Origin of the sequence: Pseudomonas sp. J452 (assembly GCF_024666525.1) — a bacterium.
GTDB lineage: Bacteria > Pseudomonadota > Gammaproteobacteria > Pseudomonadales > Pseudomonadaceae > Aquipseudomonas.
In genome coordinates this window covers 1,861,126-1,883,281 of sequence record NZ_CP088294.1, presented here as the reverse complement: position 1 = coordinate 1,883,281, position 22,156 = coordinate 1,861,126, and the positions used below count along the sequence as shown (strand labels likewise).

The following is a 22,156-nucleotide window of genomic DNA, read 5'->3' as shown; positions in this document are numbered from 1 at the left end:
GATACTGCGGCTCTGCAGCCTTTGTGCCGAGCGCCGACTTGCAGCTGCCGTGCAGGCTGCATAAGGTGGTCGCCCCTGCCTACGAAGCCTTATCCATGTGGTCATTTCGTGCCTGGCGCCAGCGACGCATCCTCGCCCGCGCGCCCTACACCACCCAGCACTGGCAGCAGGTACGCCAGCGCCTGGCGCTGCTCGACGGGCTCAGCGAAGCCGAGGAACAGCGCCTGTTCCGCCGCGCCGTACTGTTCCTCCACCACAAGCACCTCAGCGCCCTGCCCGGCGTCGAGCTGAGTCTGGCGGATCGCCTGACCCTCGCCGCCCTGGCCGAACTGCCGCTGCTGCACCTGGCTGACCTCGACTGGTACCAGGGTTTCCACGAGATCGTGCTGTACCCGGACGACTTCGTCAGCCCGCAGCGCCACCGCGACGCCAGCGGCGTGGAACATGAATGGGAGGCCGAACACAGCGGCGAGGCCTGGCACCGCGGCCCGGTGATCCTCGCCTGGCCGGGCGTGCAAGCCAGCGGCGGTTGGGACGGCTACAACCTGGTGATCCACGAACTGGCGCACAAGTTGGACATGCTCAACGGCGACGCCAACGGCCTGCCACCGCTGCACCGCAGCATGCGCGTCGACGCCTGGGCCGCCACCATGCAGGCCGCCTACGCGCAGATGAACGCCATTCTCGATGCCGATCCGGACGCGCCAACCGCCATCGACCCCTATGCCGCGGAAAATCCAGCGGAGTTCTTCGCCGTCACCAGCGAATACTTCTTCAGCGCCCCGGATCTGCTGGCCGAGGCCTTCCCAGCGGTCTACGCGCAGCTCCAGGCCTTCTACCGTCAGGATCCGCTGACCCGCCTGCAGCGGCTGCAGACCGGCCACCCGGACTACCGGGAAAACCAATCCCCGACCAAAGGCTGAGCAACTGGGCGTAGTAACGCCGGGAGAATCTGCCTATAATCCCGCCACTTTTTTTGGCCCAACCCTGGGGTGTCCACCATGAGCTACAGCAAAGTCCCGGCCGGCAAAGACGTGCCGAACGACATCTACGTCGCCATCGAGATTCCGGCCAACCACGCGCCGATCAAATACGAAATCGATCACGATACCGACTGCCTGTTCGTCGATCGTTTCATGGCCACCCCGATGTTCTACCCGGCCAACTACGGCTTCATCCCGCACACCCTGGCCGACGACGGCGACCCGCTCGACGTGCTGGTCGTGACCCCGTATCCGGTCGCCCCGGGCTCGGTCATCCGCTGCCGTCCGGTTGGCGTGCTGAACATGACCGACGAAGCTGGCGGTGACGCCAAGCTGATCGCCGTGCCGCACGACAAGCTGAGCGTCATCTACAAAGACGTACAGGAATACACCGACCTGCCTCCGCTGCTGATCGAGCAGATCAAGCACTTCTTCGAGAACTACAAGGATCTCGAGAAGGGCAAGTGGGTCAAGGTTGAAGGCTGGGGCAACGCTGACGAAGCCCGTGCTGCAATTCTGAAGGCGGTTGCGGCTTACCAAAAATAAGCCAATACCACCCCCTGAAGGCCGGCCACAAGCCGGCCTTTTTATTGCCGGTGAGAAAAGCCTGCAAGCCCTCAAACTCTCCCCTGCCGTCAATCTCGTACAGGCATACCTGGCATGACTTACTGGCAGAAGTAATCGGCCTGCGTAGCGCTGTGCCGGAACGGGTCGGTCAAATCGTCGCTGTAACTGCCGAGCAACAGTCGCTGCTTGGGCAGCAGATGAGTGCGGAAAAAGCGGCTGAAACTCGCCAGATGGTCGCCCCTGGGCGTCAGGTGGACACAGCCATTCACGATGCGAATGGTGCCCGACTGGAGCTGCTCGGTCAGGCGCACGTCGACCAGTCGATGCTCCTTGAGGTACTCCTGGGTGAAGACCTCGGCGAAGCGGCTTTGCTGAATCGCGCCACCGCGCTGCTGCAGTTTCTCAAGGATATAGAAGGACAGCGAACGATCGACCACGGTCGGCACCGAGATGGCGAGTATGTAGGCCGTCAGCAGCCAGATCAGCACCATCTGCAGTTTCTCGAAGGGCCCAAAGACGGCGAAGGTGTGCATACGCCAAATGACTACACCGGCGATCAAAGCGGCCAGAACGCCATCGAGGAGCGCGCTGTAAAAAACCACGTCGACCCGGAAGAAAGCGACATGAGCCCAGTAGATCAGGCCGGTAAGCGCCACGAAGAATATAGAAGCGGTGAGGAATTTCCCTGTCTTCATGCTGTTCTGAACACCAATAACTTGTTGCCCAGGTAGCTCAACACGGCCTGCATCATCGCGGCCAGGACGAGCCCCACGGCGTAGTCCCGCTGCAGCTGATCCGTCCAGACGTAGAGCAAAAGCCCGTGCAGACAGGCAATCGCGGCATAGGACGCGAGAAAGCGCGTGGCCTGGCGCGCCAGCGGCGCCTCCCGGCTCCGAAAGACGAAGAAGCGGCTACCGATGAAAGAGGCAGCAATGCCACACCAGGCAGCGAAAAAATTGGCCAGGCCTGCCGACGGGAGTTCGAGCACCCGGAGATTGAAGATCAGGGCGGCATAGTGCACCGCCGTGGCAAACAGGCCGTTGATGACGAAACGCCCGACCTCCGCGGCGCGCGAATCCAGACTCATCGGTTGTCGGAGCTGCATGTCGGCGACGGGGCACTGTGTTCGACGTACTCGATGAACTGCGCATAGGGCGCATGCGCAAGCGCGCCAGATTTACCGACACCGGCGAGCATGAGGCTGATCAGCGCCAGGGATCCGGTTTGCAGGAAGACCAGCGACAGGATACCTAGCGCCACCGAGAACCAGCCTGGGGTAGCGAAACCCGACACTTTGAGAACAATGGTTGCCAGACCTGCGACCACCGCCAGCGCACCGATCAGCGCCGAGGCGATCACGACACGCACCAGCACGTCTTCGGCGAACACCATTACACCGCGGAACCCGTGCAGCGCCAGGCCTGCAAAGTTCATCTTGCTCTGACCGGCGTAGCGGGGGCCGCGATCGAGTGCACAGGTACGGATCCGTAGCTTCGACCCCAGCACGCAACTGGCGACGTGGATCCAGAGTTCCTGCATGGCGGCGAGACGCTTGACGGCTGCGGGCTTGAGCGCCATGAAGTTGCCGAAGCTGATCTCTCGCCCGGTCAATACCTTGAACAGCCGCTTGTAGAGAAAATAGAAAGCCTTGAAGCGAAGCGTCTCAACACGCGTCTTGCGCTGAGCAACGACCAGATCCACATCAGGTGTGCTCAGCACCCTCAGCAACTCTGGAATCGAACCGGGCAGATCCTCTCCGTCAGAATCCATGACCACGACCTGCGCCGTGCCCAGATGCTCCGCCACGTAGCCGATGCCGATCGCAATGGCGCGCTGGTGGCCGACATTGCGGCGCAGTCGGATAACTGTGCCGTGGAGCCCGACCGCATTCATCTTCGCGAGATCGACCGGTTGGTGCACCGAACCGTCGTCGACCGCCACCACGTAGACCTGCTTGCCGAAAGCCGCAGCCAACTCATCGAATAGGCGGGCAGAGGCTTCGGCATCCTCGAAGACCGGGGTGACTACGACAAGGCTGGGGAAAGTGGCGCTCATTGGTTCAGAGATATTGAGGGTTCAGAATATGCTGCATGGATGTCGATGGCTGGGCGGCTGAAGCCACGGCAGACCTGGCGGGCGGGGCTAGCTCACCCAAGCAAACAAGACTGACCCGACCAGCATGCTGCCAATGAGGGCATACAGCACTCTATAGCATTTCTGGTACTGGAGCAGACTCTCGAAACTGAGGCCGGCACGCACGGCTCGCCAGGATGCATATAGATGCACCGGGTAAAGCACGGCTGCGAGCATGAGCAGGCGCGGCAGCAGGCCGAGCAGAGCAAGCACGATCAACAGCGCATAAGCCGCAGTGAACAGGACCATGCCCGCGATGAAGCTGTGCGCCTTACCGAAGGCGACCGCATTGGTGCGGATAGCGTTGAGCCGATCACCCTCGTAGCCGCGGGTTTCGTGCATGAGGTGACCGGCAGCGAAGATCAGTCCGAAGAAGCAGCCAATGACGATGCTGCGCGTGTCGACTGCGGAAAAGGTCGCGTAGCCGAGCAGGAAGTGCAGCGTGCCGCCCATGAGGTGAAGGCTGGAGCCCAGAACCGGACGCCCCTTCATATGGATCGAGGGGGCAGAATAGAGCGTGCTCAGCCCCAGGATGGCAATCGCCAGGGCAAACGAGACCGGCCCCAGCAGGGCGAACAGGAGCAGCGTCAGCCCCAGGAGCACGACCGCAAGAAATCCGATGGCGCCGCGGCTCACACCTTTCGACGCAAACGTCTGCGCAGCACGGTGCGGATCCCGGAGGTCGCCATCGATGCCCGCCCAATCATTCATCACGAACACATGCCCCACCAGGCACAGACTGCCGGCGGCGAAGACGACAGCCCTGAGGCAGTCGTGAGCAGACAGGGCGCCGAGTGCCAGGATTGCCCCAATCGCCGGCGTCCCTTGCAGCACCAGGACTTCGTCGAAGCGGATGGAAGACAGCAGGCGCAGCCACTGTCGCACCAACGGCAGACGGAGATTCGTCGTAGCGGTGTCGGTCATGGCCTGGCGCTGCCTTTCTCGGAGTCTTGCCCGCCGCCCCCGGCACCGTGCGCCACTGTAGATTGCGCGCGCTCATTCTCGTAATAGAGCCGGAGCCAGAGAGCATAGCCAAACGCCTCGGACCAGTAGTAGCGACTCACGCTCGCGCTCAGGTCGTTGTGATAGAGCAGCGGCGGATTACCTTTGAGGGACGCGAAGTTGTCGACGGCAAGCTTGCCCAGCAACAGCCTTACTGCCTCCGAACGGTCTGCGGAGAGATCGTCCGCAGTCTCGAAGTGGCGCAGATGGTCGAGGAGTTCGAGCCATATGTCCTGGCCCGCAACCGTGGTTTGCAGCCGGGACGCAGGCAGCTGCAACGGGCAACCCGCCTTGCTCACTTCATTCAGACGCAAGAGAACGATGGGCGGCGCCAGGCGATAGTAGACCCACAGCGACTCGTCGGCCGAGCGTTGCTGCAACGACGTGCAGAGCGCACGAGCCGCAGGCGGGTCCTCCTGCGCCAGCAACAGGTAGACGTGGAGCTGGATGCCAATGTCGGGGGGATTCGGATTCTTGCCCGGATCGATGCACCTGAAGCGGTCCCTTGGCGCGAGCCAGGTCTGATAGAGTCCATCCGGCGTGCGGAACTGCTTGAGCGTGGACAGTGCCCGCGGCAGCAGCTCCGAGCGAGCACTTGGCGCGATGCGCCACGCGAGAGCCGTGTCGTCGGCATCGGGAGTGATAACGCAGCCCAGCACACCCATCGTCTTCAGGTCGGGGCGGCCGTGGTAGCGCACCAAACCACTATCTTCGATCTGATTGGTCAGAAACTGGCGCGCCCGTACCATGCTGCCGGAGAGACCACTCTGCTGCGCAACCGGTGCAACCACATCGATCAGAGCGGCGTTGGTGAAGATGTTCAGCTCTTGCCCTTGCAGCACGAATTGCGTTGCCTTGGAGAACTCGCTGAGCCAATAACCAAGGCGATCCTGGCGCTCGGCGAGGATCGCCGCTGCACGCCTGGCGGCCTCCACAAGAGCGGGATCGCGCTTCGCGACCGTAAATCCGCGCGCTGCCAGCATGCGTTGCGGGCCGCCGGGCTGAGCGCGCACCTGCGCGGTCACCACATGCTCCCCAGGCGTCAATGCATCAGCGGGAAACGTCACTCGCCAACCGCTTGGAGCCGACTTGCCGAGCGCACTCACAACATCGGGGCGCTCGAAGAAAGCTTCAGTGCTGCCCACCACCTGGCCATCCACGATCACCGCAACGTCCGCTGGCGTGTGGTCGTTCGCAAGCGCCCACCCGATGACCACCCTGCGCTGGCTATCGTTCTCGTCGAGCGCTCCAGCCACGTCGATCTGACCCTGAAGTTCCAGTCGTTCGGGGTCGCGCTTCGCGACCGTGAATCCGCGTTCCTCCAGCATGCGTTGCTGGCCGCCGGGATGAGCGCGCACCAGCGCGGTCACCACATGCTCCCCAGGCGTCAATGCGTCAGCGGGAAACGTCACGCGCCAACCGCTTGGAGCTGACTTGCCGAGCGCACTCACAACGTCGGGACGCTCGATGAAAGCTTCAGTGCTGCCCACAACCTGGCCATCCACGATCACCGCAACGTCCGCTGGCGTGTGGTTGTTCGTAAGCGCCCACCCGCTGACCACCATGCGCCGGTTATCGTTCTCGTCGAGCGCCCCAGCCACGTCGATCTGGCCTCGAAGTTTCACGCGCGCGGGGTCGCTCTTCGCAACCGTGAATCCGCGCGCCTCCAGCATGCGTTGCTGGCCGTAGGGATGAGCGCGCACCAGCGCAGTCACCACATGCTCCCCAGGCGCCAGTGTGTCAGCAGGAAACGTCACGCTCCAACCGCTTGGAGCCGATTCGCCGAGCGCATTCACTACATCGGGACGCTCGAAGAAGGTCTCTGTACCGCCGACCACAACCCGGCCATCCACCATCAGCGCAACACCCGACGGAGTGCGGCCGTCCATGAGCGCCCAGCCGGCGACTACTAGGCGCCGGCCATCACCCTCGTCACGCGCTCCGGCCACGTTGATATGGCCCCGAAGCTCGCCGATGTCGGGGGCAATTCGCTCATGCTTAAGCTCAGTGATAAAGGGCGTATTGGCGACGTCCCAGACCAGCTGCTCCCATGTTGAACGAGTCACGACCGGCCCATTGGCAAACATCGCCGCCCCGAAGGCCTTACCCGTGTAGTAGAAGGCGCCAACTCCCTGGATGACCACCGCGACAAGGCACGCTAAGCAAAATACGACGCGGCCGATCATGCGTAAACGCTCGAAAACCGGAGACAGCATCCACACCAGGATGGGGATCGACTCGGTAAGGTAGCGAGGCCCCCAGCTCAGGCCCTGCTCCCAATGCGTCGCGCCGTAGAAGAGCCACTGCAACAGCAGAGCGCCACCAACTACCAGGGTGAATGCGCGCGAACTTCGCTCGCGCAGCACTGACACCAGGAAGAACGGCACGAACAGCAGGAACGGCGAAAAGACGAAAAGCCCGTAGACCGGACTGAACAGCAGCACGCCGAGGCCGAAGAGCGGGTCTTCGCCGAACTGCGCGGTCTCGTTCTCCAGAGGTAGCAGCCCGTAGCCGCCGACTATATGCCCCACAACGAGCAGGTTATAAGCCAGCACCAGCCCGACCGGCACTAAGGCAGCGCCGAGAAACCATGGGAAGCGCCCCCCCGCCCAGCGGATCGCGTAGAGCGCGAAGCCCGCGGCCAGAATTGTGTCGGGCTGGCGATTGCAAGCCAGGAGCGCACAAAAAAGACCGGCCCCGAGGGCACGCAGCGGTGTGCAGGGCCCGGTGAGCAGGTACAGCAGCGCGACCACCAGCAGCCCGGCGAGCCCATGCATCCACAGGGCCTGGCTGCTGATCACCCAGGCCGTCGTTCCCAGCGCGTATGCGATCGTGAGCAGCACTGCGGTTGTCGGCGGGCTGCGCCGTCGCAGCAACAGATAGAGAAGCATCGCCGACAACGATGCCATGAGCGACGCGCAGAATTTCTCCATGATCCGGGCGACATAATCGACTCGCGGCAGATCCCAGCCCTTGGCATCGAGATAGGCAACCGCCGGCAGGTACAAGGGTGCGACAACCACGGGTGTCACGATGGGATATAGCGAGACGACGCTGCCCGTGTGGCTCTTGATCATCCAGAACGCGCTGGTCGATTTTCCTGGCTCGGTCGGAACCTCCTTGCCCTGTGCCACGAGCGATGCGATCGGATCCAGCGCCAGACTGTGGTGTTTCAAGATCGACAGTGGCAGGTAGCGCGCCGGATAGGTATCGACGGCGCCGATGGATCTCAGATTGGCGTTGTAGATCAGGAAGACGGCCAGCCCGAGTAGCAGGCAGACCGCAAGGTCCCAACGCCACGGATCACGAAAGGAGCTCGATGAGGTTCCCGAACCCGAAAACCGTGCCCGCCACTTCCCAGGGGCGACCTTACTGGCCTGCATACGACTCCGAAGCACTGTCTAGAAAAGGTAGATTGTCGCGCCATCTCAAGGGTCGACGGGGCAATGGATAAGTTTGGTTCTGTCGCGTCAGCACGAGAAGTGCAATGAAAATCGCATACTCCGACTCTCAAAGCGCGAGCGAGTATAACTGCGATGCTGCAAACGAGTCTTGACCTTCGGTGCGTGAGGTTGGCCCCTCATAGCCCCGGTCTTCATGTCCGGCTTCTTCGAGAACTACAAGGATCTCGAGAAGGGCAAGTGGGTCAAGGTTGAAGGCTGGGGCAACGCTGACGAAGCCCGTGCTGCAATTCTGAAGGCGGTTGCGGCTTACCAAAAATAAGCCAATACCACCCCCTGAAGGCCGGCCACAAGCCGGCCTTTTTATTGCCTGGAGAAAAGCCTAGGTCGAGCGACGACAGTTCCAAGCGCTGTAGACCAGAAACAGGAGCAGCAGGCAGAGGTTGAGCGACATGCGCGAGACTCGCTAAAAAAGACCGGCCCGCCTCGGGTGGCGGGCCGGCCAGGGGGTCAATCGTTGACCTGGCGCAGATGGGTTGCCGACTCGGCGCCGAGGTTGTTCAGCAGGCGCTCGCTGTACCAGTCGATGAAGTTGACCACGCCGAACTCGTAGGTCTTCGAGTAGGGGCCCGGCTGGTAGGCGGTGGAGTTGATACCGCGCTGGTTTTCCTCGGCCAGGCGCCGATCCTGGTCGTTGGTCGCATCCCACACTTCGCGCAGGCGGGCGATGTCGTAGTCCACGCCTTCCACCGCGTCCTTGTGCACCAGCCACTTGGTGGTGACCATGGTTTCCTGGGCGCTGATCGGCCACACGGTGAACACGATCAGGTGATCGCCCATGCAGTGGTTCCACGAATGCGGCAGGTGCAGGATGCGCATCGAACCGAGGTCCGGGTCGGTGATCCGGCCCATCAGCTTCTTGCTGCCCTGTTTACCGTCCATGGTCATGGACACGGTGCCCTTGAGCAGCGGCATGCGCACGATGCGGTTGCGCAGGCCGAAGCTGGCATGGGCGTAGGGAATGTTGTCGCGGTCCCAGCGCGAGGTGCACTCGGCCACCTGGTCCTTGAAGGCCTGGGTCGCGCGCGGGTCGGTGACGTCGTCCCACTCCAGCAGGGTATTCAGCAGTTCCGGGTGCGAACCGTTGCAGTGGTAGCACTCACGGTTGTTCTCCAGCACCAGTTTCCAGTTGGCCTTCTCCATCAAGGTGGTCTGCACCGCCACCTTGGTGTTCTCCATGTCGTAGGGCTCCATGTAATGGCCCAGGGTGGCGAGGAAGTCGTCGATCGCCGGCGGGTTCTCGGCCAGGCTGATGAAGATGTAGCCACCGGCGGTCTTGCAGTTGACCGGCTTCAGGCTGTAGTCCTTGAGGTCGAAGTCGGCACCCATCTCGGTGCCAGCGAACAGCAGGCGGCCGTCGATCTCGTAGGTCCACTGGTGGTAGGGGCAGACCAGCTTGGCCACCTTGCCCTTGTCGCTGGTGCACAGGCGCGAGCCGCGATGGCGGCAGACGTTGTGGAAGGCGTGCACGGTGCCTTCGGCGCCGCGGATGACGATGATCGGGTTGGCGCCGATCTGCAGGGTCAGGTAGTTGCCCTTGCCGGGGATCTCGCAGGTCATGCCGGCGATCAGCCATTCCTTGTGGAAGATCTCCTGCATGTCGATCTGGAACAGGCGCTCGTCGTTGTAGAACGGCTGCGGCAGGGAGAAGGTGCGTTCGCGGCTTTGCAGCATCTCGGCGGTGGCCTTGCGTGCAGGCTCCAGTGGGTCGCCCAGGCTCAGGGTGGTGCTATCCATCGGTGGCTCCTCAGGCCGGCCCAGTGGCTGGCCGGCAAACGAAAGTGGCTGATACGGTTGCTACGCAAGGCCGCGTGCCTGGTCTCTCCGGCCTGCCGAATCCAGGCCCCGCCAGCGGATCTCTTGATCGTCGGCCATGCTGCGTTGAGATGGGGCTCGGGCTGCTCATTTACGGCTTGTAAACTCCGCGCCCTCGCCCCATCTCGCCTTGCCTGGCTCTAGCTCTAGCTCTAGCTCTAGCTCAAAAGATCCTCATCAATGTCTTAAGCGGTAAAGGAGAGCCGATACGCTGGGAAAACCTTATCGCTCGGCTCGCAGCGAGTGTGTCGCGCGGCTGCCGGCGATCCGTATCCGTGGACGACACGACCACGTCCGATTCCGACGCCGTCAGGCCGCGCCGCGCTGGCAGGTCGCGATGAGCACACGAATGTCGCGGATGGATAAATAAGCGCGCCGCCCGTTGCGCACAATCGGTCGCCAGAGAGCCCCGTAACCCATGCCTGGGCGGGGCCACAACCAGACAGCGGCCAGAGCGCGACACAGAGGTGAGCATGACCAATTTCCTCAATCCGGTGACCACCCAGACCTGGAGCAATGGCCGCCACCTGGTGCGCTGCGTCAAGGCCATCCAGGAAACCTCGGATGTACGCACCTTCTGCTTCATGGCCGACCAGCCGATGGTGTTCTTCTTCAAGCCGGGGCAGTTCGTCACCCTGGAACTGCAGATCGACGGCGTGCCGACCATGCGCTCCTACACCATCTCCAGCTCGCCCTCGGTGCCCTACAGCTTCTCCCTGACCATCAAGCGCGTGCCCGGCGGCAAGGTTTCCAACTGGCTGCACGACAACCTCAAGGAGGGTGACGTGCTGCCGGTGCACGGCCCGGTCGGACTGTTCAACGCCATCGACTTCCCGGCGGACAAGGTGCTGTTCCTCTCTGGCGGCGTCGGTATCACCCCGGTGATGTCCATGGCGCGCTGGTTCTTCGACACCAACGGCGCCGTCGACATGGTCTTCGTGCACAGCGCGCGGGCGCCGAAGGACATCATCTACCACCGCGAACTGCGCCACATGGCCTCGCGCATCGACAACTTCAAGCTGCACCTGATCTGCGAGAAGTACGAGATCGGCGAGACCTGGTCCGGCTACCGCGGCTACCTCAACCAGCCGATGCTGCAGCTGATCGCGCCGGACTTCATGGAGCGGGAGATCTTCTGCTGCGGGCCGACGCCCTACATGGCGGCGATCAAGCGCCTGCTGGAGGGCAACGGCTTCGACATGCGCCGCTACCACGAGGAGGCCTTCGGCCCCACCCCGCAGGCGATCCGCGAGGAAGCCCAGGAGCACGCGGCGCAAGCAATCGAGGCCGCCGAAGCACCGGCCGGCTCGCTCAAGCTGGTGGACTTCACCGGCACCGGCAAGAGCATCCGCGTCGGCGCCGGCGAGACCGTGCACGCCGCCGCCGCCAAGCTCGGCCTGCACATCCCCAAGGCCTGCGGCATGGGAATCTGCGGCACCTGCAAGGTGCTCAAGACCAGCGGCGAAGTGAGCATGGAGCACAACGGCGGGATCACCGACGAAGACGTCGCCGAAGGCTACATCCTGTCCTGCTGCAGCGTGCCGCAAAGCGACGTGGCCATCGACTACTGAGTCCGACTCAGTCTTCTTCCTGCACCGCCTTGTAGGCCCCGGCCAGGCGCTGCTGCACCTCGTGCGGCACGTTGCTGTAGTGGCTGAGCAGGATGCTGTAGGCGCCCTGCCCGGCGGTGATCGACTTGAGCCGGCCGGCATAGCCTTCCAGTTCGGCCAGCGGCACCTGGCCGCGGATCAGAGCCAGGCCCTGGGACAGCGAGTCAGTGCCGAGCACCTGGCCGCGCCGGCCGATCAGGTCGGTGGTGATGTCGCCGAGGCGGGCCTCGGGGGCGCTCACCTCGATCGCCACGATCGGCTCCAGTACCAGGCAGCCACCTGCGCGCAGGGCATCGAGCATGGCCTTGCGCCCGGCGGCCTGGAAGGCGATGTCCTTGGAGTCCACCGCGTGGCTCTTGCCGTCGTGCACGGTGACTTTCACGTCCGCCACCGGGTAGCCGGCCAGCGGGCCGCTTTCCAGCACCGAGCGCACGCCCTTCTCCACCGAGGGGATGAATTGCCCGGGGATCACCCCGCCCTTCACCGCATCGACGAACTCGAAGCCGGCGCCGCGCGGCAACGGCTCGACACGCAGGAACACCTCGCCGAACTGGCCCGCGCCGCCACTCTGCTTCTTGTGCCGGCTATGGCCTTCGGCAGCGTGGCTGATGGTTTCCCGGTAGGGTACGCGCGGCGGGCGCGTCGCCACCTCCAGCTTGTAGGTGCCGGCCAGGCGATCGAGCAGGTAGCGCAGGTGCAGTTCACCCATGCCGCGCAGCACCGTTTCCTGGGTGGCCGGGTGGTAGTCGAGCTTGACGCAGGGGTCTTCGGCCTGCAGGCGGCCAAGCACTTCGGCGATGCGCTGCTCGTCGCCGCGGCGCCGGGCCTCGATGGCCAGGCCCTGCATCGGCGCGGGGAAGTCCAACGGCTTGAGGTGGATCTGGTCCTCGTCATGGGAGTCGTGCAGCACCGCGTCGAACTCGACGTCGTCGACCTTGCTCAGGGCGCCGAAATCGCCGGGAACCAGCCGGTTCACCTCCTCGTAGCGTTTGCCCTGCAGACGCAGCAGGTGGCCGAGTTTGAACGGCTTGCGGCCATCGCCGATGAACAGCTGCATGTCGCGCAGCAGGGTGCCCTGGTACACGCGGAAGATGCCGAGCTTGCCGACGAAGGGGTCCAGCACCACCTTGAACACGTGGGCCAGCACATGTTGCTGCGGGTCGGGCTGCGCACGAAAGGGCTTGGCCGCGGCGCCCTCGCCCTTGAGGAACAGCGGCGGGTTGCCTTCCGTGGGGTTGGGCGCGAGCCGGGCGAGGATGTCGAGCAGCTCGCCGACGCCGGCGCCGCTGCGCGCCGAGACAAAGCACAGGGGGATCAGATGGCCCTCGCGCAGGGCCCGTTCGAAGGGTGCGTGCAGCTCTTGCGGGCTGATCTCGCCCTGCTCCAGGTAGCGCGCCATCAGCTCCTCGTCGACCTCCACCACCTGGTCGACCAGCGCCTGGTGCGCCGCCTCCACCGAGGAGAAGTCGGCCTCCCCGGCCGGTTCGAAGAAGCAGTCCACCACCTGGCTGGCGCCCGCGGCCGGCAGGTTGAGCGGCAGCACCTCCTTGCCGAAAGCCTCGCGCAGGTCGGCGAGCAGGCCGGGCAGGTCGATCCGCTCGGCATCGATCTTGTTCACCACCAGCAGCCGGCACAGCCCGCGCTCGCCGGCCAGGGCCATCATCCGTCGGGTGCTCAGCTCGATGCCGTTCTGCGCGTTGACCACCACCAGCGCGGTCTCCACTGCCGCCAGGGCGGCGATGGCCTGGCCGATGAAGTCGGGGTAGCCGGGGGTGTCGATCAGGTTGAGCTCGGCGCCGGCATGGCTGCAATGGGCCAGCGCCGAGGCCAGGGAGTGGCGGTATTCGCGCTCCAGCGGGTCGAAGTCGCAGACCGTGTCGCCGCGCTCCAAGGTGCCCTGGACGGCGATCGCGCCGCTGCGCTGCAGCAGCGCCTCGACCAGGCTGGTCTTGCCGCTGTCGCCCTGCCCGACCAGGGCGACCGTGCGAATGTCTTGCACCGAATAACTGGCCATGCCCACCTCCACGTGGCGGTTTTTTGCAGTATAGGCAGCCCCCCGCAGCCGCCCAGCGTGACGGCCGTTATAGCCCGCAGGTCAACGACGTAGCCCGGACGTCAGTCCGGGAACGACATGGCCTTGCCCCCGGACTGAAGTCCGGGCTACAGGAGTCCGCCGTACAAAAAACCAGCAATTGCGGGCGGCCCTCGCCCGGCCTGCCCCGGCGCCGGGGGCGCACAACTTATCCACAGACTGGCCCACAGTTTCTGTGTTCAACCCTGCAGCCAAGTAGCTGAATCTGCTCGTTTTTTAAGCTAAGCCCGGGAGCCCGCGGGCGGCCTGGGCTGGCCTCGCTTGCCGACAGCTTATCCACAGCTCCATCCACGCTTTGCGGGGGTAACTCGCCGCGACATGCGCAGAGGCGACACCGGCATGTCGCAAACACGCTCCGCCGAGGCGTGCATAGGCATCTGGGCTAGTGCCCCCGTCCCTACCATCGCTGACAAGGGCTATTTGCCTACCTTACCGATATGACAGGCGCGCCACCGCCGCTGGGAGATTCGCGATGTTCAGCAAGCAAGACCAGATCCAGGGTTACGACGACGAACTGCTCGCCGCCATCGACGCCGAAGAGGCGCGCCAGGAACACCACATCGAGCTGATCGCCTCGGAGAACTACACCAGCAAGCGCGTCATGCAGGCCCAGGGCAGCGGGCTGACCAACAAGTACGCCGAGGGCTACCCGGGCAAGCGCTACTACGGTGGCTGCGAGCATGTGGACAAGGTCGAGGCCATGGCCATCGCGCGCGCCAAGCAGCTGTTCGGCGCCGACTACGCCAACGTCCAGCCGCACTCCGGCTCCTCGGCCAACTCGGCCGTGTACCTGGCGCTGATCAATGCTGGCGATATCATCCTCGGCATGAGCCTGGCCCACGGCGGCCACCTGACCCACGGCGCCAAGGTGTCGTCCTCCGGCAAGCTGTACAACGCCGTGCAGTACGGCATCGACACCACCAGCGGGCTGATCGACTACGACGAAGTCGAGCGCCTGGCCGTGGAGCACCAGCCGAAGATGATCGTCGCCGGCTTCAGCGCCTACTCCAAGACCCTCGACTTCCCACGTTTCCGCGCCATCGCCGACAAGGTCGGTGCGCTGCTGTTCGTCGATATGGCCCACGTCGCCGGCCTGGTCGCCGCTGGCCTGTACCCCAACCCGATTCCCTTCGCCGACGTGGTCACCACCACCACCCACAAGACCCTGCGCGGCCCGCGCGGCGGCCTGATCCTGGCCAAGGCCAACGAAGAGATCGAGAAGAAGCTCAACGCCGCGGTGTTCCCCGGCGCCCAGGGCGGCCCGCTGATGCACGTGATCGCGGCCAAGGCGGTGTGCTTCAAGGAGGCCCTGGAGCCCGGCTTCAAGACCTACCAGCAGCAGGTGATCGACAACGCCCAGGCGATGGCCAAGGTGTTTATCCAGCGCGGCTACGACGTGGTCTCCGGCGGCACCGACAACCACCTGTTCCTAGTCAGCCTGATCAAACAGGGCATCACCGGCAAGGACGCCGACGCGGCCCTCGGCCGTACCGGCATCACGGTGAACAAGAACGCCGTGCCCAACGACCCGCAGTCGCCCTTCGTCACCTCCGGCCTGCGCATCGGCACCCCGGCCATCACCACTCGCGGCCTCAAGGTCGAGCAGAGCGTGGAACTGGCTGGCTGGATCTGCGACATCCTCGACCACCTCGGCGATGCCGACGTCGAAGCCCAGGTGGCCCGCCAGGTCGCCGGCCTCTGCGCCGACTATCCGGTCTACCGCTAACGCGAATTTCCCCTCTCCCATTCATGGGAGAGGGTGCCCGAAGGGCGGGAGAGGGTCGGTGAACGGCGCCCTCTCCCCCAGCCCCTCTCCCACAAGTGGGAGAGGGGAGTAGAACCAGGAGCATCCACATGCAACGTTATTCCGGCTTCGGCCTGTTCAAGCACTCCCTCAGCCACCACGAGAACTGGCAGCGCATGTGGCGCACGCCGACGCCCAAGCCGCTGTACGACGTGATCATCGTCGGCGGTGGCGGCCACGGCCTGGCCACCGCCTACTACCTGGCCAAGGAGTTCGGCGTGACCAACGTGGCGGTGGTCGAGAAGGGCTGGCTGGGCGGCGGCAACACCGCGCGCAACACCACCATCGTGCGCTCCAACTACCTGTGGGACGAGTCGGCGCAGCTCTACGAACACGCCATGAAGCTGTGGGAAGGCCTGTCCCAGGACCTCAACTACAACGTCATGTACTCGCCGCGCGGGGTCTACAACCTCTGCCACACCCTGCAGGACATGCGCGACGCCGAGCGCCGGGTCAGCGCCAACCGCCTCAACGGCATCGATGGCGAGCTGCTCGATACCAAACAGGTCGAGGCGGAAATCCCCTACCTCGACTGCAGCAAGAACACCCGCTACCCGATCATGGGCGCGACCATCCAGCGCCGCGGCGGCGTGGCCCGGCATGACGCCGTGGCCTGGGGCTATGCCCGCGGCGCCGACGCCCTGGGTGTCGACCTGCTGCAGAACACCGAAGTGATCGGCTTCCGCAAGCAGGACGGCGTGGTCATCGGCGTGGAAACCAACCGCGGCTTTATCGGCGCCAAGCGCGTCGGCGTGGTCACCGCCGGCAACTCCGGGCACATGGCCAAGCTCGCCGGCTTCCGCCTGCCGATCGAATCGCACCCGCTGCAGGCGCTGGTCTCCGAGCCGATCAAGCCGATCATCGACAGCGTGATCATGTCCAACGCCGTGCACGGCTACATCAGCCAGTCGGACAAGGGCGACCTGGTCATCGGTGCCGGTATCGACGGCTACAACGGCTACGGCCAGCGCGGCTCCTACGGCACCATCGAGCACACCCTGCAGGCCATCGTCGAGATGTTCCCGGTGCTCTCGCGGGTCCGCATGAACCGCCAGTGGGGCGGCATCGTCGACACCAGCCCGGACGCCTGCCCGATCATTTCCAAGACCCCGGTGAAGAACCTGTTCTTCAACTGCGGCTGGGGCACCGGCGGCTTCAAGGCCACCCCCGGCTCCGGCCACGTGTTCGCCGCCAGCCTGGCCAAGGGCGAGATGCACCCGCTGGCCAAGCCCTTCGCCATCGAACGTTTCCACACCGGCGCACTGATCGACGAGCACGGCGCCGCTGCCGTGGCTCACTAACAGCGCGCGTAGCGCAAATCTGATGACCCTCTCCCATGAATGGGCGAGGGTGCCCGAAGGGCGGGAGAGGGCCGTGCGAACAGCACAACCGCTCCCACTAACTGAATCCGGGAGTGTCGGTGCCAAGCGCACCCTCTCCCCCAACCCCTCTCCCATGAATGGGCGAGGGGAGCAAAACGGAGGCTCCGAACATGCTGCACATCTTCTGCCCCCACTGTGGCGAACTGCGCTCCGAAGAGGAATTCCATGCCGCCGGCCAGGCGCACATTCCCCGGCCGCTCGACCCGAATGCCTGCAGCGACGAGGAATGGGGCGACTACCTGTTCTTCCGCGACAACCCGCGCGGCCTGCACCACGAGCTGTGGCTGCACGCGGCCGGCTGCCGCAAGTACTTCAACGCCACCCGCCACACCATCAGCTACGAGATTGTCGAGACCTACAAGATCGGCGAACGGCCCAGCGTCACCGAGGCCGCCGGTAGCGAGAAGAAATCCGTCGCCCAAGGAGTCACGGCATGAGCCAGGTCAATCGCTTGTCCCGCGGCGGCCGCATCGATCGCAGCCAGCTGCTCAACTTCACCTTCAACGGCCAGACCTACCAGGGTTATGCCGGTGACAGCCTGGCCGCCGCCCTGCTGGCCAACGGCGTGGAAATCGTCGGGCGTAGCTTCAAGTACTCGCGCCCGCGCGGCATCGTCGCCGCCGGCGCCGAGGAGCCCAACGCGGTGCTGCAGATCGGCGCCAGCGAACAGACCCAGATCCCCAACGTGCGCGCCACCCAGCAGGCCCTGTACAACGGCCTGGTGGCCAACAGCTGCAACGGCTGGCCGAGCGTCAACACCGACCTGATGGGCATTCTCGGCAAGGTCGGCGGGCAGATGATGCCGCCCGGCTTCTACTACAAGACCTTCATGTACCCCTCCTCGCTGTGGATGACCTACGAGAAGTACATCCGCAAGGCCGCCGGCCTGGGCCGCGCGCCTACCGAGAACGATCCGGACATCTATGACCACGTCAACCAGCACTGCGACGTGCTGGTGATCGGCGCCGGCCCGGCCGGCCTGGCCGCCGCCCTCGCCGCCGCACGCAGCGGAGCACGGGTGATCCTCGCCGACGAGCAGGAAGAGTTCGGCGGCAGCCTGCTGGAGACCCGCGAGACCCTCGACGGCAAACCGGCCGCCGACTGGGCCGGCAAAGTCATCGCCGAGCTGGCCAAACTGGCCAACGTGACCCTGCTGCCGCGCGCCACGGTCAACGGCTACCACGACCACAACTTCCTCACCATCCACCAGCGCCTCACCGACCACCTCGGCGAGCGCGCCCCGCTCGGCGCCTTCGCCCAGCTGCAGCCGCGCCAGCGCATGCACCGCGTGCGTGCCGGCCGCGTGGTGCTGGCCGCCGGCGCCCACGAGCGGCCGCTGGTGTACGCCAACAACGACGTGCCGGGCAACATGCTGGCCGGCGCCGTGTCCACCTATGTACGCCGCTACGGCGTGGCCCCGGGCAAGAAACTGGTGCTGGCCACCAACAACGACTACGCCTACCGCCTGGTGCTCGACTGGCTGGATGCCGGCCTGCACGTGGTGGCCGTCGCCGATGCGCGCAACAACCCGCGCGGCAGCTGGGTCGAGGAAGCCCGCGCACGTGGCGTGCGCATCCTCACCGGCAGTTCGGTGATCGACGTGCGTGGCAGCAAGCGCGTGGAAGCGGCGCGGGTCGCCGCCATCGACCCGCTCGCCGGCAAGCTGAGCAGCCCCGGCGAATGGCTGGACTGCGACCTGATCGCCAGCTCCGGCGGCTACAGCCCGGTGGTGCACCTGGCCTCGCACCTGGGCGGCAAGCCGACCTGGCGCGCCGACATCCTGGCCTTCGTGCCCGGCGAAGGCGGCTTCCAGAAGCGCCACTGCGCCGGTGCGGTGAACGGAGTGTTCAAGCTCGCCGAGGTGCTCGCCGATGGCGCTGCCGCCGGCAGCAAGGCGGTCAGCGAACTGGGCTTCAAGGCCATCGACGGCGAACTGCCGCGCGCCGAGAAACGCGTCGAGGAAGCCACCCTGGCGCTGTTCCAGGTGCCCCACGACAAGCCCACGGCGCGTGCACCCAAGCAGTTCGTCGACCTGCAGAACGACGTCACCGCGGCCGGCATCGAGCTGGCCACCCGCGAGGGCTTCGAGTCGGTCGAGCACATCAAGCGCTACACCGCCCTCGGCTTCGGCACCGACCAGGGCAAGCTGGGCAACATCAACGGTCTGGCCATCGCCGCCCGCTCGCTGGGCATCGGTATCTCCGAGATGGGCACCACCATGTTCCGCCCCAACTACACCCCGGTGACCTTCGGCGCCGTGGCCGGGCGCAGCGTCGGCCCGCTGTTCGATGCCAAGCGCTACACCGCCATGCACAGCTGGCACCTGAAAAGTGGCGCCGAGTTCGAGGACGTCGGCCAGTGGAAACGCCCCTGGTACTTCCCCAAGGCCGGTGAAGACCTGCACGCCGCCGTGGCCCGCGAGTGCCTGGCGGTGCGCAACAGCGTCGGCATCCTCGATGCCTCGACCCTGGGCAAGATCGACATCCAGGGCCCGGACGCGCGCGAGTTCCTCAACCGCGTGTACAGCAACGCCTGGACCAAGCTCGACGTGGGCAAGGCGCGCTACGGCCTGATGTGCAAGGAAGACGGCATGGTCTTCGACGACGGCGTGACCGCCTGCCTGGCCGACAACCACTTCCTGATGACCACCACCACCGGCGGCGCCGCCCGCGTGCTGCAGTGGCTGGAGCTGTACCACCAGACCGAATGGCCGGAGCTGAAGGTGTACTTCACCTCGGTCACCGACCACTGGGCGACCATGACCCTGTCCGGCCCGAACAGCCGCAAGCTGCTGGCCGAGGTCACCGACATCGATCTGGACAAGGACGGCTTCCCCTTCATGACCTGGAAGGAAGGCCTGGTCGGCGGCGTACCGGCGCGGGTGTTCCGCATCTCCTTCACCGGCGAGCTGAGCTACGAAGTCAACGTGCAGGCCGACTACGCCCTGGGCGTCTGGGAGCAGCTGATCGCCGCCGGCCAGAAGTACGGCCTGACCCCCTACGGCACCGAGACCATGCACGTGCTGCGCGCCGAGAAGGGTTTCATCATCGTCGGCCAGGACACCGATGCCTCGGTGACCCCGGACGACCTCAACATGGGCTGGTGCGTCGGCCGCACTAAACCTTTCTCCTGGATCGGCTGGCGCGGCATGAACCGCGAGGACTGCCTGCGCGAAGAGCGCAAGCAGCTGGTCGGCCTCAAGCCGATCGACCCGCTCAAGGTGCTGCCGGAAGGCGCCCAGCTGGTGTTCGAGCCCAAGCAGAGCATCCCGGCGAAGATGGTCGGCCACGTCACCTCCAGCTACATGAGCGCGGCCATGGGCCACAGCTTCGCCATGGCGGTGGTCAAGGGCGGTCTCAAGCGCATGGGCGAGCGGGTCTTCGCACCGCTGGCGGACGGCAGCCTGATCGAGGCGGAAATCGTCAGCTCGGTGTTCTACGACCCCAAAGGCGAGCGGCAGAACATCTGAAGAGTCAGCGCGCAACTGTAGGAGCCAGCTTGCTGGCGATTTATCCGCCTAGCCGCGGATCGCCAGCAAGCTGGCTCCTACAGGTCAACCAGACAACATCTGCAGGTTAAGAAAATGAGCGCAATCAACGTCTACAACCAACGCCCCGCCAATGCCCGCGCCGAGTCGCCGCTGTTCCACGCCGGCCTCGACCAGCTGGCCGGCAAGGGCAAGGGCAACGCCGGCATCCGCCTGCGCGAGAAGCAACTGCTCGGCCACCTGGTCCTGCGCGGCGACGCCAAGGACCCGGCCTTCGCCGGCGGCGTGCACCAGGCCCTGGGCATGGAACTGCCGACCGCCCTGACCCTGGTGGCCAAGGGCGACAGCTCGCTGCAGTGGCTGGCGCCCGATGAGTGGCTGCTGATCGTGCCGCGCGGTGAAGAGTTCGCGGTCGAGCAGAAACTGCGCACCGCCCTGCAAGGGCAGCACATCTCGGTGGTCAATGTCAGCGGCGGGCAGACCCTGGTCGAGCTGAGCGGGCCCAAGGTGCGCGAGCTGCTGATGAAGTCCACCTCCTACGACGTGCACCCGGACAACTTCCCGGTGGGCAAGGCGGTCGGTAGCAACTTCGCCAAGAGCCAGCTGGTGATCCGCCACACCGCCGAGCACAGCTGGGAACTGGTGGTACGCCGCAGCTTCGCCGACTACATCTGGCTGTGGCTGCAGGATGCCGCCGCCGAGTACGGCCTGGCCATCGAGGCGTAACGACACGGACCGTCCCCTCTCCCGCTTGCGGGAGAGGGCTAGGGAGAGGGCTGCTTTGTGGCTTGCTCCCCATCACCTCTCCCGCTCTGCATAAACGGAGGATGGGAGACGGAGCCACCACGCGGAGTAAACAAACCATGAGCCGCACCCCCGACACCTGGATTCTCACCGCGCACAGCCCGAGCATTCTCGGCACCGTCGACGTGGTGACGCGCTACCTGTTCGAGCAAGGCTGCTACGTCACCGAGCACCACAGCTTCGACGACCGCCAGGCCGGGCGCTTCTTCATCCGCATCGAGTTCCGCGCGCCGGCGGGCTTCGCCGAGACCGCTTTCCGCAGCGGCCTGGCCGAGCGGGTGGCGCCGTTCGAGATGGTCACCGAGCTGACCCCGCCGGGCTACCGGCCCAAGGTGGTGATCATGGTGTCCAAGGCCGACCACTGCCTGAACGACCTGCTGTATCGCCAGCGCATCGGCCAGTTGCCGATGGACATAGTCGCGGTGGTCTCCAACCACCCGGACCTGGAGCCGCTGGCGCGCTGGCACGACATTCCCTACCGGCACTTCCCGCTCGACCCGCAGGACAAGCCGGCGCAGGAGCGCCAGGTGCTGCAGGTGGTGGAGGAAAGCGGCGCCGAACTGGTGATCCTCGCCCGCTACATGCAGGTGCTCTCGCCCGACCTGTGCCGCCGCCTGGACGGCCGCGCGATCAATATCCACCACTCGCTGCTGCCCGGCTTCAAGGGTGCCAAGCCCTACCACCAGGCCTATCAGAAGGGCGTCAAGCTGGTCGGCGCCACTGCCCACTTCATCAACAACGACCTTGACGAGGGCCCGATCATCGCCCAGGGCGTGGAGCCGGTGGACCACTCGCACTACCCCGAGGACCTGATCGCCAAGGGCCGCGACATCGAGTGCCTGACCCTGGCCAAGGCCATCGGCTACTACCTGGAACGCCGTGTGTTCCTCCACGCCAACCGCACCGTGGTGCTCTGAGGGCTGGAGCCCCGCAGGAGCTTGAACAGCGCGTAGCCCGGACTTCAGTCCGGGGCGGTGTCGACAAACTCCCGGACTGAAGTCCGGGCTACACAACCT

16 protein-coding genes and 1 pseudogene are annotated in these 22,156 nt (G+C 65.1%); 10 read left to right on the top strand and 7 right to left on the bottom strand.

The annotated features are described in order from the left end of the window. Nucleotides 1-95 precede the first annotated feature (95 nt). A complete protein-coding gene (locus tag LRS11_RS08380; RefSeq protein ID WP_260496385.1) occupies nucleotides 96-923 on the top strand; it encodes a zinc-dependent peptidase in 828 nt (275 codons plus the stop codon). A gap of 78 nt (nucleotides 924-1,001) precedes the next feature. Continuing rightward, nucleotides 1,002-1,529, top strand: coding sequence for an inorganic diphosphatase (ppa, locus tag LRS11_RS08375; RefSeq protein WP_173209685.1), 528 nt, complete (start codon nucleotides 1,002-1,004; stop codon nucleotides 1,527-1,529). A gap of 119 nt (nucleotides 1,530-1,648) precedes the next feature. On the opposite strand, the gene LRS11_RS08370 is transcribed toward ppa, so the two are convergent. The 5 genes from LRS11_RS08370 to LRS11_RS08350 all read right to left on the bottom strand — a co-directional run bounded on the left by LRS11_RS08370 (nucleotide 1,649) and on the right by LRS11_RS08350 (nucleotide 8,068). Then, on the bottom strand, nucleotides 1,649-2,245 hold the full coding sequence (locus LRS11_RS08370; RefSeq protein ID WP_260496384.1) for a hypothetical protein: 597 nt from the start codon (nucleotides 2,243-2,245) through the stop codon (nucleotides 1,649-1,651). Beyond that, nucleotides 2,242-2,637 carry a GtrA family protein gene (locus tag LRS11_RS08365; protein ID WP_260496383.1) on the bottom strand — a complete coding sequence of 132 codons (396 nt, stop codon included), beginning with the start codon at nucleotides 2,635-2,637 and terminating at the stop codon, nucleotides 2,242-2,244. The genes LRS11_RS08370 and LRS11_RS08365 overlap by 4 nt, the downstream gene beginning before the upstream one ends. Next, nucleotides 2,634-3,605, bottom strand: a complete 972-nt coding sequence (locus tag LRS11_RS08360) for a glycosyltransferase (RefSeq protein WP_260496382.1) — start codon at nucleotides 3,603-3,605, stop codon at nucleotides 2,634-2,636. The genes LRS11_RS08365 and LRS11_RS08360 overlap by 4 nt, the downstream gene beginning before the upstream one ends. Before the next feature lie 87 nt (nucleotides 3,606-3,692). Then, nucleotides 3,693-4,607: a UbiA family prenyltransferase gene (locus LRS11_RS08355; RefSeq protein ID WP_260496381.1), complete on the bottom strand. Its 915-nt coding sequence runs from the start codon at nucleotides 4,605-4,607 to the stop codon at nucleotides 3,693-3,695. Continuing rightward, nucleotides 4,604-8,068: a hypothetical protein gene (locus tag LRS11_RS08350; protein WP_260496380.1), complete on the bottom strand. Its 3,465-nt coding sequence runs from the start codon at nucleotides 8,066-8,068 to the stop codon at nucleotides 4,604-4,606. Before LRS11_RS08350 ends, LRS11_RS08355 begins: the two co-directional genes overlap by 4 nt. Nucleotides 8,069-8,291: 223 nt before the next feature. Between LRS11_RS08350 and LRS11_RS08345 the strand changes: the two are divergent. Continuing rightward, nucleotides 8,292-8,408, top strand: a pseudogene (locus LRS11_RS08345) (inorganic diphosphatase); the annotation flags it as partial. A gap of 188 nt (nucleotides 8,409-8,596) precedes the next feature. Here LRS11_RS08345 and gbcA read toward each other — a convergent pair. Continuing rightward, on the bottom strand, nucleotides 8,597-9,883 hold the full coding sequence (gene gbcA / locus LRS11_RS08340; RefSeq protein ID WP_260496379.1) for a glycine-betaine demethylase subunit GbcA: 1,287 nt from the start codon (nucleotides 9,881-9,883) through the stop codon (nucleotides 8,597-8,599). Between the two features lie 551 nt (nucleotides 9,884-10,434). Between gbcA and gbcB the strand changes: the two genes are divergently transcribed. Then, a complete protein-coding gene (gene gbcB / locus LRS11_RS08335) occupies nucleotides 10,435-11,532 on the top strand; it encodes a glycine-betaine demethylase subunit GbcB (RefSeq protein WP_260496378.1) in 1,098 nt (365 codons plus the stop codon). A gap of 7 nt (nucleotides 11,533-11,539) precedes the next feature. Here the strand turns inward: gbcB and fusA are convergent, their stop codons facing one another. After that, on the bottom strand, nucleotides 11,540-13,585 hold the full coding sequence (gene fusA, locus LRS11_RS08330; RefSeq protein WP_260496377.1) for an elongation factor G: 2,046 nt from the start codon (nucleotides 13,583-13,585) through the stop codon (nucleotides 11,540-11,542). A gap of 550 nt (nucleotides 13,586-14,135) precedes the next feature. Between fusA and LRS11_RS08325 the strand changes: the two genes are divergently transcribed. The 6 genes from LRS11_RS08325 to purU all read left to right on the top strand — a co-directional run bounded on the left by LRS11_RS08325 (nucleotide 14,136) and on the right by purU (nucleotide 22,057). Next, nucleotides 14,136-15,389 carry a serine hydroxymethyltransferase gene (locus LRS11_RS08325; protein ID WP_260496376.1) on the top strand — a complete coding sequence of 418 codons (1,254 nt, stop codon included), beginning with the start codon at nucleotides 14,136-14,138 and terminating at the stop codon, nucleotides 15,387-15,389. 128 nt (nucleotides 15,390-15,517) lie between these two features. Then, the gene (locus LRS11_RS08320) at nucleotides 15,518-16,768 is read left to right on the top strand and encodes a sarcosine oxidase subunit beta (RefSeq protein ID WP_260496375.1); all 1,251 of its coding nucleotides are present in this window, start codon (nucleotides 15,518-15,520) and stop codon (nucleotides 16,766-16,768) included. Between the two features lie 191 nt (nucleotides 16,769-16,959). Continuing rightward, nucleotides 16,960-17,286 (top strand): sarcosine oxidase subunit delta, encoded by a 327-nt coding sequence (locus tag LRS11_RS08315; RefSeq protein ID WP_260496374.1) that lies wholly within the window; start codon nucleotides 16,960-16,962, stop codon nucleotides 17,284-17,286. Beyond that, nucleotides 17,283-20,318 carry a sarcosine oxidase subunit alpha gene (locus LRS11_RS08310; protein ID WP_260496373.1) on the top strand — a complete coding sequence of 1,012 codons (3,036 nt, stop codon included), beginning with the start codon at nucleotides 17,283-17,285 and terminating at the stop codon, nucleotides 20,316-20,318. The genes LRS11_RS08315 and LRS11_RS08310 overlap by 4 nt, the downstream gene beginning before the upstream one ends. A gap of 114 nt (nucleotides 20,319-20,432) precedes the next feature. Further along, nucleotides 20,433-21,062 carry a sarcosine oxidase subunit gamma gene (locus LRS11_RS08305; RefSeq protein WP_260496372.1) on the top strand — a complete coding sequence of 210 codons (630 nt, stop codon included), beginning with the start codon at nucleotides 20,433-20,435 and terminating at the stop codon, nucleotides 21,060-21,062. A 137-nt stretch (nucleotides 21,063-21,199) separates the two neighbouring features. Continuing rightward, nucleotides 21,200-22,057: a formyltetrahydrofolate deformylase gene (gene purU / locus LRS11_RS08300; protein WP_260496371.1), complete on the top strand. Its 858-nt coding sequence runs from the start codon at nucleotides 21,200-21,202 to the stop codon at nucleotides 22,055-22,057. Nucleotides 22,058-22,156 lie beyond the last annotated feature (99 nt).